At 73.9% G+C, this 17,887-nt stretch carries 7 protein-coding genes and 1 riboswitch; of the genes, 5 read left to right on the plus strand and 2 right to left on the minus strand.

Annotated elements, in window-relative coordinates:
* Positions 1 to 690: 690 nt before the first annotated feature.
* Positions 691 to 1,815 (minus strand): ribonucleotide-diphosphate reductase subunit beta, encoded by a 1,125-nt coding sequence (locus BUE43_RS06825; RefSeq protein WP_268844413.1) that lies wholly within the window; start codon positions 1,813 to 1,815, stop codon positions 691 to 693.
* Complete coding sequence (locus tag BUE43_RS06830; RefSeq protein WP_073480541.1) at positions 1,812 to 4,304, minus strand: ribonucleoside-diphosphate reductase subunit alpha; 2,493 nt, start codon at positions 4,302 to 4,304, stop codon at positions 1,812 to 1,814. The genes BUE43_RS06825 and BUE43_RS06830 overlap by 4 nt, the downstream gene beginning before the upstream one ends.
* Before the next feature lie 376 nt (positions 4,305 to 4,680).
* Positions 4,681 to 4,905, minus strand: a riboswitch (cobalamin riboswitch).
* Positions 4,906 to 5,091: 186 nt separating this feature from the next.
* Between BUE43_RS06830 and BUE43_RS06835 the strand changes: the two genes are divergently transcribed.
* From BUE43_RS06835 to BUE43_RS06855, 5 genes are all read left to right on the plus strand, one after another.
* Positions 5,092 to 6,114: an Acg family FMN-binding oxidoreductase gene (locus tag BUE43_RS06835; RefSeq protein WP_073480542.1), complete on the plus strand. Its 1,023-nt coding sequence runs from the start codon at positions 5,092 to 5,094 to the stop codon at positions 6,112 to 6,114.
* 257 nt (positions 6,115 to 6,371) lie between these two features.
* Complete coding sequence (locus BUE43_RS06840) at positions 6,372 to 14,237, plus strand: non-ribosomal peptide synthetase (protein WP_073480543.1); 7,866 nt, start codon at positions 6,372 to 6,374, stop codon at positions 14,235 to 14,237.
* Positions 14,234 to 15,475 carry a cytochrome P450 gene (locus BUE43_RS06845; RefSeq protein ID WP_073480544.1) on the plus strand — a complete coding sequence of 414 codons (1,242 nt, stop codon included), beginning with the start codon at positions 14,234 to 14,236 and terminating at the stop codon, positions 15,473 to 15,475. The genes BUE43_RS06840 and BUE43_RS06845 overlap by 4 nt, the downstream gene beginning before the upstream one ends.
* Complete coding sequence (locus tag BUE43_RS06850; RefSeq protein ID WP_073480545.1) at positions 15,472 to 16,719, plus strand: cytochrome P450; 1,248 nt, start codon at positions 15,472 to 15,474, stop codon at positions 16,717 to 16,719. Before BUE43_RS06845 ends, BUE43_RS06850 begins: the two co-directional genes overlap by 4 nt.
* On the plus strand, positions 16,716 to 17,864 hold the full coding sequence (locus BUE43_RS06855; protein ID WP_073480546.1) for a hypothetical protein: 1,149 nt from the start codon (positions 16,716 to 16,718) through the stop codon (positions 17,862 to 17,864). The genes BUE43_RS06850 and BUE43_RS06855 overlap by 4 nt, the downstream gene beginning before the upstream one ends.
* Positions 17,865 to 17,887: the final 23 nt, after the last annotated feature.

The raw sequence follows: 17,887 nt of genomic DNA on the forward strand, positions 1-17,887 counted from the left end.
CTGGTCGTATGCGCGAGGGTCCTCGTTCTGGTCAGCGCGGTGCTGCTGACCAACTTGAGATGAGCCACCGCGCACTCTGCTCGGCCCTGGGTCTTCCACTCCCACCAGGGCGGTGAGAGCAGGTGTGCGGCGCTGAGGCCCCCGACAGGGGGGCCTCGGGCGGCGGGACCGGTCGGTGCCCCGACAACAACGGCGACCGGTCCCGCCACCCCCGCACAGAGTGACTACCAACCACATCTGTCCACAGAGGACAGAAAGCTTTGCCGTGATCGAGCGCCAGTTCAGGCGCCCCCATTGTTCTCGTGTCCCTGGGAGGGGATCGGTGTTGTTGGCAGAACGCGCGGAGGGCGGGGCCATGTTCTCTGTGACTTGGCAGCCGCATTCGGGAGAGAGGCACGCGTACCTGGGGCCGCAGGTCCCCGACGGGCACATGGTGAAGCTCTTGTGCGGACCGGAAATCGAAGCACGCGGCGGTTTGCCGAAGTACCCCTACTGGCTCTGGCCCGAGTGCGACGCTTGCCGTGATGGCGCTGGCGGCGCCTCGGCCGGCACCGAGCCGCCGCCAGGGCCGCCGTCAGGGCCGCTCACCTGGCTCGACATCGACCTGCCGGCCTTCGGCCGCTGATCGCGGCGCACAGCCCATGAGTCACGAGGAGCCCGCCCCGGACTCGGGGCGGGCTCCTCGTGGGGTCAGTCCCAGTCGAGGGCGCCGCCGTTCTGGTACTCGATGACGCGGGTCTCGAAGAAGTTCTTCTCCTTCTTGAGATCCATCATCTCCGACATCCACGGGAACGGGTTCTCGGTTGGGCCGAAGACCGGGGCGAGGCCGAGCTGGGCGCAGCGCCGGTTGGTGATGAAGCGCATGTACTGCTCGCACAGCTCGGCGTTGAGGCCGAGCAGGCCCCTGGGCATGGTGTCGCGGCCGTAGGCGACCTCCAGCTCGCACGCCTCGCCGAGCATGACCCGGATCTCCTGCTGGAACTCCTCGCTCCACAGGTGCGGGTTCTCGATCTTGATCTGGTTGATCGCGTCGATGCCGAAGTTCAGGTGGATCGACTCGTCCCGCAGGATGTACTGGTACTGCTCGGCGATCCCGACCATCTTGTTGCGCCGGCCCAACGAGAGGATCTGCGCGAAGCCGGTGTAGAACCACATGCCCTCGAAGACCACGTAGAACGCGACGAGGTCGCGGAGGAACGCCTGGTCCCGCTCGGGCGTGCCGGTGGTGAAGGACGGGTCCTCCAGGTGCTGCGTGTAGTTCAGCGCCCACGCCGCCTTGTCGGTGATCGAGGGCACCTCCCGGTACATGTTGAACAGCTCGCCCTCGTCCAGGCCGAGGCTCTCGCAGATGTACTGGAAGGTGTGGGTGTGCACGGCCTCCTCGAACGCCTGGCGCAGGAGGTACTGCCGGCACTCGGGGTTGGTCAGGTGCCGGTACACCGCGAGCACGACGTTGTTGGCCACCAACGACTCCGAGGTGGCGAAGAAGCCGAGGTTGCGCTTGATGGCCCTGCGCTCGTCCTCGGTCAGCCCGTCCGGCGACTTCCACAGCGCGATGTCGGCCTGCATCGACACCTCGGTGGGCATCCAGTGGTTGTTGCAGCCGGCGAGGTACTTCTCCCACGCCCAGTGGTACTTCAGGGGCAGGAGCTGGTTCACGTCCGCCCGACAGTTGATCATCGCCTTGTCGTCGACGGTGACCCTGGCCCCGTTGCGGTCGATCTCGCCGAGGCCGGTCGGGTCGGCCGCGCGCTCCGTGTTGGTCATGTTCGGTGCTTTCCTCGTGTGGTGGCGAACTGGTTTCCGGGCCGTCACTGGCAGGCTTCGCAGTCCGGGTCGGTGATCGAGCAGGCGGCGGGCTGGGCCACCGGCGCCGGAACCGGCGCGACCGCGTTGAGCTTCCCGTCGGTGCCGCGCAGGGTGCTCTTCTCGACGTGCGTCGCGCTCTGCGAGCGCAGGTAGTAGGTGGTCTTCAGGCCGCGCACCCACGCGTGCTGGTACAGCTCGTCGAGCTTGCGGCCGCTGGGCTCAGCGAGGTAGAGGTTGAGCGACTGGGCCTGGTCGATCCACTTCTGCCGGCGGGACGCGGCCTCGACCAGCCACCGGCTGTCGATCTCGAAGGCGGTGGCGTACAGGGCCTTCAGCTCGGCGGGAACCCGGTCGATCGGGCCGAGGACGCCGTCGAAGTACTTCAGGTCCGCGACCATCGCCTCGTCCCACAGCCCCCGGTCCTTCAGCTCCCGGACCAGGTCCGGGTTGACGACGGTGAAGTCGCCGGACATGTTGGCCTTCACGTACAGGTTGCGGTACAGCGGCTCGATCGACTGGCCGACGCCGCAGATGTTGGCGATGGTCGCGGTCGGGGCGATGGCCATGACGTTGGAGTTGCGCATGCCCACGGCGCGCACCCGCTCCCGCAGCGCGTCCCAGTCCAGAGTGGACGAACGGTCGACCTCGAGGTCCGCTCCCCGGTGGGCGGCCAGCAGGTCCAGCGAGTCGATGGGCAGGATTCCCCTGCTCCACAGCGATCCCTCGAACGTCTCGTACCGGCCGCGCTCGGCGGCCAGCTCCGAGGACGCCTCGATGGCGTAGTAGCTGATCTCCTCCATGCTGCGGTCGGCGAACTCCACGGCCGCCCAGGAGGCCATCGGCAGCCGCAGGGCGAACAACGCGTCCTGGAAGCCCATCAGGCCGAGACCGACCGGCCGGTGCCGGAGGTTGGACCGGCGCGCCTCCGGGATCGTGTAGAAGTTCACGTCGATCACGTTGTCGAGCATCCGGACGGCGGTGCGCACCGTGTTCCGGAGCCGGTCGTGGTCGATGCCGTCGGCGGTCACGTGCCGGGCGAGGTTGACCGAGCCGAGGTTGCACACCGCGACCTCGTCCGCCGCGGTGTTCAGCGTGATCTCGGTGCACAGGTTGGAGGAGTGCACCACGCCCGAGTGCTGTTGCGGTGAGCGGAGGTTGCACGGGTCCTTGAAGGTGATCCACGGGTGGCCGGTCTCGAACAGCATGGTCAGCATCCGCCGCCACAGGTCCCGCGCGCGCACGCGGCGGAACACCCGGATCTCGCCCCGGTCGGCCGCCTGCTCGTAGGCGTGGTACCGCTCGGTGAACGCCACGCCGTACAGGTCGTGCAGGTCGGGCACCTCGTCGGGGGAGAACAGGGTCCACTCCGCGTCGGCGCGCACCCGGCGCAGGAACTCGTCGGGCACCCAGTTCGCGGTGTTCATGTCGTGGGTGCGCCGCCGGTCGTCGCCGGTGTTCTTGCGCAGGTCGAGGAACTCCTCGACGTCGATGTGCCAGGTCTCCAGGTAGGCGCACACCGCGCCCTTGCGCTTGCCGCCCTGGTTGACCGCGACCGCCGTGTCGTTGGCGATCTTCAGGAACGGCACGACGCCCTGGGACCTCCCGTTGGTGCCCCGGATGTGCGCGCCGATGCCGCGCACCGGCGTCCAGTCGTTGCCCAGACCACCGGCGTACTTCGACAGCAGCGCGTTGTTGCTGATGCCGTGGAAGATGCTCTCCAGATCATCCTCCACAGTGGTCAGGAAGCACGAGGAGAGCTGCGGCCGGGTGGTGCCCGAGTTGAACAGCGTCGGCGTCGAGCACATGAAGTCGAACGACGACAGCAGGTGGTAGAACTCGATCGCCCTGGCCTCGCGGTCGTCCTCCCGCAGCGCCAGGCCCATCGCGACGCGCATGAAGAACGCCTGCGGCAGCTCGTAGCGGTGGCCGTCGGAGTGCAGCAGGTACCGGTCGTAGAGCGTCTGCAACCCGAGGAACTGGAAGTCCAGGTCGCGGTCGGGCACCAGCGCCGCGCCCAGCCGCGCGAGGTCGAACCGCGCCAGCTCGGGGTCGAGCTGGCCCAGCTCCACGCCGCTGGCCACGAACGCGGGGAAGTAGGCGGGGTAGCGCCGGGCCATCTCGGCGTGGCTCGCCTGCTCGTCGCGTCCGGCGAGGAAGCCCAACGCCTCCCCGCGCAGCTTGTCGAGCAGGAGCCGGGCGCACACCAGCGAGTAGTGCGGGTCGGTCTCCACCAGGGGGCGGGCGGCCATCACCGGGGCGACGGCCAGCTCGGCCGGGCTGATGCCGTCGTAGAGGTTGCGCAGGGTCTCGGCCAGCACGGTGGCGGCGCTGACCCCGGACAGGCCGGCGCACGCCTCCTCGACGACCAGCGACAGCCGGGCGACGTCGAGTGGTGTGGTGCGCCCGTCGGGGTGGCGCACGGTGAGTGCGGGGGCGGGCTGCTCGTCGGCCCGGTCGGCCAGGAGCTGGGCGGAACGCAGGGGCGGCTCGGACATGCTGGGACTCCGTGGGTGGCGAGGGGTGGGCGCGGTCGCCGGCGGCAGAGCGCGGCGGACACGCCGTGGTGGAAGGGAATTCGCGCGTCGAGCGGCGAGGCGGCGACGCGGCGACGAGAGGGGCGCCGGCCGGTCAGACCGCGCGTGCTGCGGAGCGGGCGACGGCCCCCGGCGGCGCGGGCACAACCGCGCTGACCAGGGCAGCACAGACCAGACCGATGCCGAACACGATCACGGCTCTCTCCTCGCGAGCTCGATGACGTGGCCGGGGCCGACGCGGAGCGGGAGCACGAGCCGGCGGCGCGACCCCGTTCGGGGCGCGGTGCGCCGAGTCGTCCGCCCACCCACCCACGAGGTCCCGGACCGACGCGCACCGTCGGTGCGCGTGCCGATGGCAGGTCTTCGGACTCGCGGGCACCCGCCGGTCTCCACCGGCGGACCTACTGGCCGTCGCTTCCCAGGCGCCTGGCGGCGCCCAGTGCTTCATGACGGCGGTCGTTCCCGCTCACCGCTGCGGGGCAGTCCCGGACTCGCACCGGGTTCCCTCTTGCCTCACCGCGCTCCCGAAGGAGCCCGATGAACCATCGGCGGACGGGATACTACATGTAGTGCCGGATAACGCCAGCCAGCCCAAGATGGCGGTGTGTCGCGAGTCGGTCCGACCAGCTCGGCAGTGGTGGCCACCTCGGCCCGACTCGCTCCTGACCAACCTTGAGGTCCTTCGACCCTGGTGACCCCCGCGGCCCGGTGCGATCGTCGGCGGGCAAGATCGGGAGTAACCACATTCATGAACACGATGACACCGGACCGCGGCGTGCTGCGCGCCGCGGTCGCGCTCGCGTGCCGGGCGCCTTCCGCGTACAACGCCCAACCCTGGCGCTGGCGGGCCGACCACGACGCGCTGCACCTCCACGCCGACCGGTCGCGCTCGCTGCGGTCGGCCGACCCCGGCGACCGCGAGCTGCTGCTCGGGTGCGGCGCGACGCTGCACCACATGACCACGGCGCTGGCGGTGCTCGGCTGGAACACCGCCGTGCACCGGCTGCCCTCGTCCGCCGACCCGGACCACCTCGCGGCGATCCGGTTCACCGGGCGGCGGGCGCCGGGCGAGTACGACGACGCCGTCCTCGCCGCGATCGACGCCAGGGCAACGGATCGACGCCCGTACAGCGGCCGTCCGGCGCCGCCCGGCTCGCTCGCGGCGATGGCCGCGGTGGCCAGGGAGCACGGCGCCGAGGCGTGGGTGGTGGTCGGTGAGCACCGCGACGTCCTGACGGCCGCCTTCGCCGCCGCGGCGGCGATCCAGAGCGGGGACGACGCCTACCGGGCGGAGCTCGCGGCCTGGACCGGACGCGGAATCCACGCCAGGGACGGCATTCCCGAGGTGAGCGCGCCCTCGTCCGGGCTGCGCTACGGCGAGATGGTCATGCGGGACTTCGGCGCGCCGGCCCGGCTGCACCGGCGGTGGGCCTCGCCGGAGGAGCTGGGGCAGCTCGTGGTCGTCGGCACCGTGGCCGACGACCGGTCGTCCCGGCTGCGGGCGGGCGAGGCGGTCAGCGCGGCCCTGCTGACCGCGGAACTGCACGGGCTGGCCGCGTCCCCGCTGAGCCAGGCGTTGGAGGTGCCCAGGACGCGGGACGTCGTGCGCTGGGAGGTCTTGGACGGCAAGGGTTTCCCGCAGCTCGTGCTGCGGGTGGGCGTCCGGCCGGCGGGGAGCCTGCCGCCCCTGGTCACGCCCCGGCGCCCGGTGGCGGAGGTCTTCGAGCAGACCGTCGGAGAACCGGTCGGGGTGCGCGACACGCGAGGATGATTCAGACTGCGGAGGTGTGGCGCCGGCGTGAGCGGGTGAACGTCTTGTCGCGGCCCGTGGCCCGCCGGCACGCCAGTACACCCCCACGGGGTTGGTTCCCTGTTCAGGGGGTGAAGTCCCGGCGGGAGACGCGGAGTTCCCCGCGCGCGGTGCGACCCTGGTAGCCATGCGCGAGCGATGCCGGTCCTGCCGTTCCTGTTCCCCGTCGCGGGTTTCCGCCGCCTGACCCGGCCGGACGAGCGGGGGAGGAACCCGGGATGCGGGTGGTCGAAGGCCAGGTGTCGCCCTCCGGCTTGGCGACGTCGACCGGAGGGGCGGACGCGACGCCGGGGACGGCGTCGCGGACGGTGTCGAACCTGTTCGAGGAACAGGTGATCCGGACACCGGACGCGCCGGCGCTCGTCGTCCTCGGGGCCGAGAAACCAACCGGCGAACCAACTGGTCTGGCCGAGCTGACTTCATTGTCCTATGTGGACCTCAACGGTCGGGCCAACCGGCTCGCCCGCTGGCTGGTCGCCAGGGGCGTGGGTCCGGAGTGGACCGTCGGGCTCGCCCTGCCCCGGTCGGTCGAGCTGGTGGTCTCCCTGCTCGCGGTGCTCAAGGCGGGCGGCGCGTACCTCCCGTTGGACCCGGACCTGCCCGCCCGCCGGCTGGCGCACCTGGTCGAGGACGGCGCGCCCGCCCTCGTTCTCGCCACCGGGCGCACCGCCCAGGCCCTGCCGGACCAGGCGGCCCCCTGTTGGTCGCTGGACGACCCGGGCGTCGTCGGAGAACTGCGCGGGCTTCCGGCCACCGACCTGGCCGAGTCCGAGCGGCGGGCGCCGCTGAGCCCGTGGCACGCGGCCTACGTCGTGCACACCTCCGGTTCGACGGGCGAGCCGAAGGGCGTGGTCGTCAGCCACACCGGGGTGGGCGCGCTGGTGGCGAGCCAGCGCGAGCGACTGGGCGTCGGTCCGGGAAGTCGCGTTCTGCAGTTCGCCCCGGTGAGCGTCGACGCGGCGTTCTGGGAGATCTGCATGGGTTTGCTGACCGGGGCGGCCCTCGTCCTCGCGCCGGCCGACCGGACGCTGCCGGGCCGTCCCCTCGCCAGGACGCTCACCGAGCACCGGATCACGCACCTCACGCTGCCGCCCTCGGCGCTCGCCGAGCTGTCGCCCCACGACGACGTGCTGGCCGACGCCACCGTGGTCGTCGCCGGCGAGGCGTTCCCCGCCGACCTCGCCCGCCGCTGGGCGCCCGGCCGCCGGGTCGTCAACGCGTACGGACCGAGCGAGACCACGGTCTGCGCGACGATGAGCGATCCCTTGTCGGGTAAGGAGAACCCACCGATCGGGCGGCCGGTGCGCGGCACCCGCGTCCGGGTGCTCGGCCCGGACCTGACCCCGGTGGCCCCCGGCGAGACCGGGGAGCTGTACGTGGCGGGTCCCGGCCTGGCGCGGGGGTACCGGGGACGGCCGGCCCGCACGGCGGAGCGCTTCGTCGCCGATCCGTTCGGACCGCGGGGAACGCGGATGTACCGCACGGGAGATCTGGTCCGGCGTCGGGCGGACGGCGAGCTGGAGTTCGTCGGCCGGGCGGACGACCAGGTGAAGGTGCGCGGGTTCCGGGTCGAGCCCGGCGAGGTGGAGGCGGCGCTCGTCGACCACCCCGCTGTCGCGCGCGCCGCGGTGGTGCTGCGGGAGGACGCGGCGGGCGACCCCCGGCTCGTGGGCTACGTCGTCCCCGACCGGGCCGCGGTCGCCGGCCTGGCCGCCGCGGCCGACGAGCACGTGGCGGAGTGGCGCGAGGTCTACGAGGCGTTGTACGCGCGGGGGCCAGCGAGCACCAGCAGCACATACGGCGTCAACAGCACATACGGCGTCGACGGCACGGACAGCCCGCTCGGTGAGGACTTCTCCGGGTGGCGCAGCAGCTACGACGGCGAGCCCATCCCGCTGGAGCAGATGCGGGAGTGGCGCGCGGTCACCGTGGAACGGATCGCGCGGCTGCGGCCCCGGAGGGTGCTGGAGATCGGCGTCGGCGCTGGCCTGCTGTTGGCGCACCTCGCGCCGCGTTGTGAGTCGTACTGGGGAACCGACTTCTCCGCCGCCGTCATCGAGAACCTGCGACGGCAGGTCGCCGGGGACCCGGAGCTCGCCGCTCGCGTGGAACTGCGGGCCCAACCCGCCGACGTGCTCGACGGACTGCCCGCCGGCCACTTCGACACGGTCGTCCTCAACTCGGTGGCCCAGTACTTCCCGCACGGCGACTACCTGGTCGACGTCCTGGGCCGGGTCCTCGGCCTGGTGGCCGAGGGCGGCGCGGTCTTCGTGGGAGACGTGCGGAACCGGCGGCTGCACCGGTGTTTCCACACCGAGGTCCAGCTCCGGCGGCACGCCGGGGGCGAGCGGTCCGACCCCGCCGCCCTGCGCGCCGCCGTCGACCGGGCCGTGGCGACGGACCGGGAACTGCTGGTCGACCCGGACTTCTTCGCCGCGTTCGCGGCGCGGAACTCCCTGGTCGCCGGGGTCGACCTGCGGGTGCGGCGCGGACGGCACCACAACGAGATGTCGCGCTACCGCTACGACGTCGTGCTGCGCCGGAAGCCGGCGCCGGCGGAGCACGAGCGGTGTTGGGAGGGCGAGAAGCTGTGCTGGGAACGGGAGGTCGGCGACCTGCGGGCGCTGTCCGACCGGCTCATCCGGCTCCGACCCACGCGGCTGTGGCTCACCGGTGTGCCCAACGCCCGGCTCCGGCCGGCGCTCGACGCGGTGCGGGCCCTGGCCCGCGGGGAGTTCCCGGACCTGGCGAGACCGGCCCACCTCTCCGCCGACGAGATGTCCAAAGTGGACATGGTTGACCCGGTGGGCACCGTGGACGCCGTGGACCCCGAGGCGTTCCACGACCTCGGCGCGGCCCTGGGCTACCGGGTGGCCACGACCTGGGCTCCGGCGGACGACGAGGGGCGGCTGGACGTCCTCATGGAGGCCGACACCCGCGCGTCCTCGTTGTGCCTGGACATGTCCTGGTTCCCGGTGGACCGGACGGCGGGCGCCGACCCCGGAGGCAGGGACAACGGATCGATTGTCCCGATTGGACGAATGTCGGCGCGCTGGTTCTCCCGCTACACCAACAATCCTTCGGCGGCCCGCCACGCGAGGGGACTGCCCGCGCGGCTGCGCGCCCACCTGCGCGAGTGCCTTCCCGAGCACATGGTGCCGGCCACCGTGGTCGTGCTGGACGCGCTGCCGCTGACGGTCAGCGGCAAGGTGGACCGGAAGTCGTTGCCGGCACCCGGGATTCCGGCGACCGTCGGCGGCCGGGCGCCCCGGACGCCGGTCGAGGCCCGGCTCTGCGCCCTGTTCGCCGAGATCCTCGGCGTGCCCGGGGTGACGATCGACGACAGCTTCACCGACCTGGGCGGGCACTCGCTGTCCGCGACCCGGCTGGTCAGCCGCATCCGCGCGGTGCTGGGCGCGGAGCTGCCCGTCCGCGCCGTGTTCGAGGCGCCGACGGTCGCCGCCCTGGTGGACCGGCTGGGCGACCGCCCGCTCCGCCCGCCGCTCGCGCGCCGACCCCGCCCGGACGTCGTGCCGCTGTCCTTCGCCCAGCGACGGTTGTGGTTCCTGCACTGCCTCGAAGGCCCGAGCGCGACCTACAACGTCCCGCTGGCGATGCGGTTGTCCGGCCGGCTGGACCGCGCCGCGCTCACCGCCGCGCTGCGGGATGTCCTCGATCGGCACGAGAGCCTGCGGACGATCCTCAGCGACGACGGGGGAAACCCTCGGCAGGTGGTGCTGGCCGACGCGCGCCCCGAGGTCGTGGTGCGGCGTGCGACCGAGGCGACGTTGGCGCGACTGGTGCGGGACGAGGGACGCCGGGGCTTCGACCTGCGCGCCGAGATCCCGATTCGCGCCGCGCTGTTCGAGTTGGACGACCGGCCGCCCGGCAGCGAATCCGAGCACGTGTTGTTGTTGACCCTGCACCACATCGCGTGCGACGGATGGTCGCTTGGTCCACTGTGGAGGGACCTGGCCACCGCCTACGCGGCGCGCGTGGTCGGCGTCGCGCCCGACTGGGAGCCGTTGCCGGTGCAGTACGCGGACTTCACGGCGTGGCAACGGGATCTGCTCGGGGTCGACGGTGATCACCAGGACCCGCGCGGCCAGGCCTCCGGTCAGCTCGCGTACTGGACCGACAAGCTCGCCGGGCTGCCGGAGGAGGTCACCCTGCCCACCGACCGGCCCCGGCCGGCGGTCTCGTCGTACCGGGGCGGCGCCGCGCCGGTCGAGATCGACCCCGCGCTGCACGCCGGTCTGCTCGACCTCGCCCAGCGCACGGGGACCAGCCTGTTCATGGTGCTGCACGCCGGGCTCGCCGCCCTGCTGACCAGGATGGGCGCGGGCACGGACCTGCCGATCGGCACCCCGATCGCCGGGCGCACCGACGACGCGCTGGAGCAACTCGTCGGGTTCTTCGTCAACAACCTCGTGCTGCGCACGGACACCTCGGGCGACCCCCGGTTCCGCGACCTGCTCGCCAAGGTGCGCGAACTGGACCTGGCGGCGTACGCGCACCAGGACCTGCCGTTCGAGCGGCTGGTGGAGGCGCTGATGCCGACCCGGTCGCTGGCCCGCCACCCGCTGATCCAGGTCATGCTCGCGGTGCAGAACGCCCCCGCCGGCGAGTTCCGGCTGCCGGGGCTGCGGGCCCGGCCCGAGCGCGCGCACCTGGGCACGTGTCGGCTCGATCTCGTGTTCAGCCTCGCGGAGCGGCCGGCGCCGGACGGCGGTCCGGGCGGTGTCAGTGGAGTGCTGGAGTACGACGCGGAGCTGTTCGACCACGGCACGGCCGAGTCCGTGGTGGCCCGGTTCCTGCGGGTGCTGCGGGCCGTGGTGGCCGACCCCGACCAACGGGTCAGCGAGCTGGACGTCCTCGGCGCGCGGGAGCGGCGTCGCCTCGTCGAGTGGAACGACACCGCGCGCGCCCTGCCCGAACTGCCCTTCCCCGCGCTGTTCGAAGCCCAGGTCGAGCGCACTCCCGACGCGCTCGCGGTGGAGTCGGTGGCGGCGCCCGCGGGCGAGTCGCTGTCCTACCGGGAGCTGAACCGCCGGGCGAACCGCCTCGCGCGGCACCTGGTCCGGCACGGCGTCGGCCCGGAGCGGCTGGTGGCCGTCGCGCTGCCGCGCTCGGCCGAGCTGGTCGTGGCGATCCTGGCCGTGCTCAAGGCCGGCGCGGCCTACGTGCCGCTGGACCCGGACTGCCCGGCCGCGCGGCTCGCCCTGATCGTCGAGGACGCCGGGATCGCGCTCGGCGTGACGACCAGGGCGGCGCTGGACCGGATGCCCCGCCCGGGCCGGGCGCGCGACGGCGGGCGGGATCTCCGCTGGATCGTCCTGGACGGCCCGGAGACGGCGGCCGACATCGAGTCCTGTGTGGACGAAAATCTGTCCGATGTGGACAGACGCGCCCCGCTCTCGCCGGCGAACCCCGCGTACGTCATCTACACCTCCGGATCGACCGGGCGGCCCAAGGGGGTCGTGGTCACCCACGCCGGGCTCGCGGGGGTGGCCGCGGTCCAGGTGGAGCGGTTCGGCGTCACCCCGGACAGCCGGGTCCTGCTGTTCGCCTCCCCCAGCTTCGACGGCACCGTCTGGGAGCTGTGCGGCAGCCTGCTGACCGGGGCCGCGCTGGTGACCGCCCCGGCCGCCCGGCTGGTGCCGGGCGCGGCGCTGGCCGAGCTGGTCGGGGAGCGGCGGATCACGCACGCGACCCTGCCCCCGGCCGCGCTCGCGGTGATGGCGCCCGAGGACCTGCCGGGGCCGGGCTGGCTGATCGTCTCCGGCGAGCCGCTGCCGGGCGGCCTGGCCCGGCGGTGGGCGGCCGGACGCGCCCTGCTCAACGGGTACGGGCCGACCGAGACCACGGTGTGCGCCGCGCTCAGCCGGCCGCTGTCCGGCGACCGGGTCCCGCCGATCGGACGGCCCACGGTGAACGCCGGCGCGCACGTCCTCGACGACCGCCTGCGGCCGGTGCCGCCCGGCGTGGCCGGCGAGCTGTACGTGACCGGACCGTGCCTGGCGCGGGGGTACCTGCGCCAGCCGGGGCTCACCGCCGGCCGGTTCGTGGCCAACCCGTTCGGTGCTCCCGGCACCCGGATGTACCGCACCGGCGACCTCGTGCGGTGGCGGCCGGACGGCGAGCTGGAGTTCGTCGGCCGCGCCGACGGCCAGGTCAAGATCCGGGGCTTCCGGGTCGAGCCAGGGGAGATCGAGTCGGTGCTCACCGGGCACCCCGGCGTCGCGCAGGCCGTCGTGCTGGCGCGGGAGGACCGCTCCGGGGAGAAACGCCTGGTCGCCTACGTGGTGCGCGGCGGAACCGACCGCGCCGTCGACGAGACCGCGTTGCGCGCGCACGCCGCCGCCGCGCTGCCGGAGTACCTCGTGCCCTCGGCCGTGGTCGTCCTGGACGCGCTTCCGCTGACCGCCAACGGGAAGGTCGACCACGGCCGACTGTCCACTCCGGACTTCGGACGCTCGGTCGGCGGGCGCGCGCCGAGGACGCCGGCGGAACGCATCCTCTGCGCGGTCTTCGCCGAGTTGCTGGGCCGGGCGTCGGTCACGGTCGACGACAACTTCTTCGACCTGGGCGGCCACTCGTTGCTGGCGACCCGGCTGGTCGGCCGCGTCCACCGCCAGCTCGGCGTCCGACTGCCGGTGCGCGTGGTCTTCGAGCGGCCCACCGTCGCCGAGCTGGTCGCCGCCGTCGAGGCGGTGCGGGCCACCGGCAGGACGCCGGAGGCGGGCCGCGCCCGTCCGCCGGTGTGGACGCCGCCCGGCGCGGACACCGCCGGCCCCGAGCGGAGCGGCCCGGTGGCCGACCTCGCGGCGGAGCCGCCCCTCGCCCCGGACATCGCCGTCGCCCGCGGCGCCCCCGCCGACCTGGACCGCAACCGCGACCCCCGCCGGGTGCTGCTCACCGGCGCGACCGGCTTCCTCGGCGCGTTCCTGCTGCGGGAGCTCCTCGACCGCACCAGCGCCGAGGTGGTCTGCCTGGTCCGCGCGGCCGGCGAGGCGGAGGCGGCGGCCCGGCTGCGGGCGACGCTGGCGCGGTACCGGCTCGGGGACGACGCCGCGACGGCCCGGATCACGCCCCTGGTGGGCGACCTCGCCCAACCCCTGCTCGGCCTGTCGAGCGCGGCGTTCGACGAGCTGGCCGCCGACCTGGACGCGATCTACCACAACGGGGCGTGGGTCAGCGGGGTCGAGCCGCACTCCCGCCTGCGGCCGGCGAACGTGCTGGGCACCCAGGAGGTCCTGCGGCTCGCGGCCCGCCACCGGGTCACGCCCGTGCACCACGTCTCCACCGCGGCGGTGGTCGTCGCCGTCGACGGGGAGCAGGACGTCGTCCGCGAGGATCACCACGTCCCGCCGCGATCCCTGCTGCCGCACGGCTACGTGACGAGCAAGTGGATGGCCGAGCAGCACGTGTGGAACGCCCACGCCAGGGGGATTCCGGTCACCGTGCACCGGCCGGGCCGCGTCAGCGGGCACTCCGGCACCGGGGTCGGCGGGGCCGACGACGCGTTCTGGCACCTCGTCCGGGCGATGGTGCTCCTGGGCGCGGCGCCGGACCTGCCGCACGTCGACGAGCCGGTGGTCGACCTCGTGCCCGTCGACCACGTGGCCGCCGCCGTTGTCCACCTCGCCCGGTCGCCGGGTTCCCTCGGCCGGGCGCACCACCTCACCTGCCCCCGGCCGCTCGCGCTCGGCGTGGTCCTCGACCAGCTCCGGGCCCTCGGCCACGAGCTGACCCCGACGCCCTACCACCGGTGGGTGCGCCTGCTGGAGGAGCGCGCCCACGAGCCCGGCGGCGAGGCGCTGGGCGCGGGCGCGCTGCTCGGCGAGGCGCTGCCCCGCCTGGTCGGCCTGGCCCGGCTCCGCTTCGACCGGACGAACACCGAGCGGGGCCTGGCCGGCTCGCCGGTCCGGTTCCCCGACCTCGACGCGGCCCTGGTCGGCCGCTACCTCCGCTGGTTCGGCGAGACCGGGTTCCTGCCGCCCGCGCCAGGGTCGGGAAGCACGCGGAGCAGTGACGCACGAGGGGACACGCGGGGGGACACGAGAGGGAGAGGGACCGGATGAGCGAACTGTCGTGGGCCCCCGACGGAGTGGCTGCCGCCGACCCCGTCCCGTTCCCGTTCAGCGACCTGATCGGCCTGGAGCTCGACCCGGCCTACGCCGAGTTGCGGGCGCGGCGACCGCTGGTCCGGGTGAGCCTGCCCCACGGGCAGGACGCCTGGCTGGCCACCCGGCACGAGGACGTCCGGATCGTGCTCGGCGACCCCCGGTTCAGCCGGGCGGCCGGAGACCCCGACGACGAGCCGCGGCTGACGCCGTTGCCGCTGCGGACCAGCGTCATGGGCCTGGACCCACCCGACCACACGCGACTGCGCGCGGTGATCGCCCACGCCTTCACCATGCGCCGGGTGGAGAACCTGCGGCCCTGGGTGCACGCCTTGGCCGACCAACTGCTCGACCGGATGGTCGAGCAGGGCCCGCCCCAGGACCTGGTGGGCGCCTTCTGCGTGCCACTGGCCGGCCGGGTCGTCTGCGCGCTGCTCGGCATCCCCTTCCAGGACCGGGCGAAGTTCCAGGTCTGGCTGCACGCCTACTTCAGCACCACCGCGCTGCCGGCCGACGAGGTGGCGGCCCGGATGGCGGCGTTGCGCGGCTACCTCGCCGAGCTGGTCGAGCGCCGGCGGCGGGAGCCGGGCGAGGACCTGGTGACCGCGCTGGTCCGGGCGTGCGACGAGGAACGCCGGTGCACCGAGGAGGAGCTGGTCGGGCTGGTCAGCATCCTGCTCATCGCCGGCCACGACACGACCGCCGCCCAGCTGTCCGCGTCGATGTACGTGCTGTTGACCCAGCCGGAGCACGCGGAGGCGTTGCGGCGGCGGCCGGAGCTGGCGTCCAACGCCGTCGAGGAGCTGTTGCGGTACGTGCCGCTGATCGCGCACGTGACGTTCGCTCGCTACGCGACCGAGGACCTGTACCTGGGCGGGACGCTGGTCAGGGCGGGTGAGGCGGTGCTGCCGGCGGTGCCGTCGGCCAACCGGGACGCCGAGGTGTTCGCCCGTCCCGACGAGCTCGACTTCCACCGGGAGTCCAACCCGCACCTCGGCTTCGGGTTCGGCCCGCACCGCTGCCTGGGGGCGGCGCTGGTGCGGATGGAGATGCGGGTGGCGGTGCCGGCGGTGCTGTCCCGCCTACCCGACCTGGAGCTGGCGGTGCCCGCCGAGGAGATCACGTGGGCCACCGGCATCCAGGCCAGGACGGTGGACCGCCTGCCCGTGACCTGGGGGAGGGGGAACGGCCGATGACCGGGACCCCCGCGCCGGTCCGCTACCCGTTCGGCGAGGCCGTCCGGCTGGACCTGCACCCGACCTACGCGGAGCTGCGCGAGCGCCGCACCCTGCTGCGGGTCCGCGTCCCGCACGGCGACGACGCCTGGCTGGTCACCCGGCACGAGGACGTGCGGACCGTGCTGACCGACCCCCGGTTCAGCCGGGCCGCGGCCGCCGGCCGCGACGAGGCCCGGCTGACGCCGCTGGTGATCAGGACCAGCGTCATGGGCGTCGACCCGCCGGACCACACCCGCCTGCGCCGGCTGGTGGCCACCGCCTTCTCCCGGCGCGGCGTGGAGCACCTGCGGCCGGGGATCACCGCGCTGGTCCGCCGGCTCACCGACGACATGGTCGGGCAGGGGCCGCCGGTCGACCTGGTCCGGTCGTTCGTCACCCCGTTGTCCGGCCTGGTGATCTGCGACCTGCTCGGGGTCCCCTACGCCGACCGGAGCCGGTTCCGGCACTGGCTGGAGGCGTTCTTCAGCATCACGGCGCTGCCGGCCGACGAGGTGGCCGTCCGGATCGAGGCGATGTACGGCTACATCGCCGAGCTCGTCGCGCTGCGCCGCGCGGAGCCGACCGAGGACCTCCTCGGCGGGCTCGTCCGCGCCCGCGACCGGGACGGGAGCTGCTCCGAGGAGGAGCTCGTGGACCTGGCGAACGTGCTGCTCCTCGCCGGCTACCACACCACCGCCTCCCAGCTCGCCTCCTCGCTGTTCGTGTTGTTGACCCAGCCGGAGCACGCGGAGCTGCTGCGGTCCCGGCCGGAGCTGGCGCCGCGCGCGGTGGAGGAGTTGTTGCGGTACGTGCCGCTGATCGCGCACGTGACGTTCGCCCGCTACGCGACCGAGGACGTGTGGCTGGGCGGGACGCTGGTCAGGGCGGGTGAGGCGGTGTTGCCGGCGGTGCCGTCGGCCAACCGGGACGCCGAGGTGTTCGACGAGCCGGACCGGCTGGACCTCACCCGGCGGCACAACCCGCACCTGGCGTTCGGCCACGGCCTGCACCACTGCCTGGGCGCCTCCCTGGTCCGGGTGCAGATGGAGGTGGCGCTGACCATGCTGCTGGGCCGCTTCCCCGACCTGGCGCTGGCGGCGCCGCCCGACGAGGTGCCGTGGACGCGCGGCATGCAGGCGCGCAGCCCGCTCCGGCTGCCGGTCACCTGGGGCGGTGGCGAGCGGGCGGCGGCGGCCGTCGGGGCGGATCGGGGCGCGGGGTGAGCCCGCCCGACCCGACCGCGGACCCCGCCGCGGAAGCCGAGGCCGAGGCGCCGGCGCCTCGACCGGGCGCCGCGCGGGCGGACACCAGCGTCACGGACCTCGCGTGCGACAAGCTGCGCCGGGCCTGCCGCGCCCTGGGCTGGCCGCCGGCCCGGTGCTCGGCCGTGGTGGGGGAGCTGCGGCGGTTGTGGGCGTCGTGGGGCGACGTCCCGGTGCGGCAGCGGACCCGCTACCGCTCGGCGATCTCGCCCGAGGGCGTCCCGTTCGAGCTGGCCCTGGTCTGGCGGGGCCGGGTGGCCGAGGTCCTGGTGGACTTCGAGACGCAGGCGGACCGGCCGTCGCCGCCGGCCAACCAGGACGCCGGCCGGGAGTTCCTCCGCCGCCTCACCGGCTGGCCCGGCACCGCGCTGGACGCCTACCTGCGGGTGGAGGAGCTGTTCGCCACCGACTGGCCGCAGGGGCTCTTCCCGTTGTGGCAGGGCGTCTCCTGGCTGGCCGAGGGCGCGCCGGTGTTCCACGTCTACCTCAACCCCGGGGTCCACGGTCCGCGCCTGGCCGGGGAGGTGACGGCCGAGGCGCTGGCCCGGCTGGGCGTGGCGCGGGCGTGGCGTGCGGTGCTGACCCACCTGGAGCGACTGGACGCGCCCCGCGGGGAGCCGGTCGGCCTCGCCCTGCGGCTGTCCGGCCCCGACCGGGGGCGGGTCCGGGTGTACGTCGCGACCGGCTGCGACGCCGCGGCCCTGGACGCGCACGCGGGGATCGCCAGGGGTCACGTCCCGGGCCGGATCTCCTCGGCGCTCCGGGTGGCCACCGGCGGGCGCGGGCCGGGCTGGGCGAGCCCGCCGACGCTGTGGTTCACCCTCGCGCCCGGCGACCCGGTGCCCGACTCGGCGGCGGTGGACATCCCGCTCGCCGCGCACAACGACGCGTGGGCGCACGGCAGGGTCTCCCGACTGATGATCACGCAGGGGGTCGACCCGCACCCCTACTCGACGGCGCTCGGCGCGATCACCGACCGGCCGTGGGTGGTGACCAGGACCCAGACGCTCGTCTCCTGCCGGCCGGCGGACCAGCGCGGCCGGCCGGCGCGGGTGGCCGTCTACGTCGCCCCCGGCGTCGGCGCCGAACCGGACCCGACAACCTGAGACGTCGCGGGAGGGCAGGTCGG

Source organism: Streptoalloteichus hindustanus (genome assembly GCF_900129375.1).
Lineage (GTDB): Bacteria > Actinomycetota > Actinomycetes > Mycobacteriales > Pseudonocardiaceae > Streptoalloteichus > Streptoalloteichus hindustanus.

Excerpts from the sequence above, each read along its gene's own strand:
- BUE43_RS06850 (WP_073480545.1), top strand. The coding sequence starts at position 15,472 with ATGACCGGGACCCCCGCGCCGGTCCGCTACCCGTTCGGCGAGGCCGTC.
- BUE43_RS06840 (WP_073480543.1), top strand. The coding sequence starts at position 6,372 with ATGCGGGTGGTCGAAGGCCAGGTGTCGCCCTCCGGCTTGGCGACGTCG.
- BUE43_RS06845 (WP_073480544.1), top strand. The coding sequence starts at position 14,234 with ATGAGCGAACTGTCGTGGGCCCCCGACGGAGTGGCTGCCGCCGACCCC.
- BUE43_RS06830 (WP_073480541.1), bottom strand. The coding sequence starts at position 4,304 with ATGTCCGAGCCGCCCCTGCGTTCCGCCCAGCTCCTGGCCGACCGGGCC.
- BUE43_RS06835 (WP_073480542.1), top strand. The coding sequence starts at position 5,092 with ATGAACACGATGACACCGGACCGCGGCGTGCTGCGCGCCGCGGTCGCG.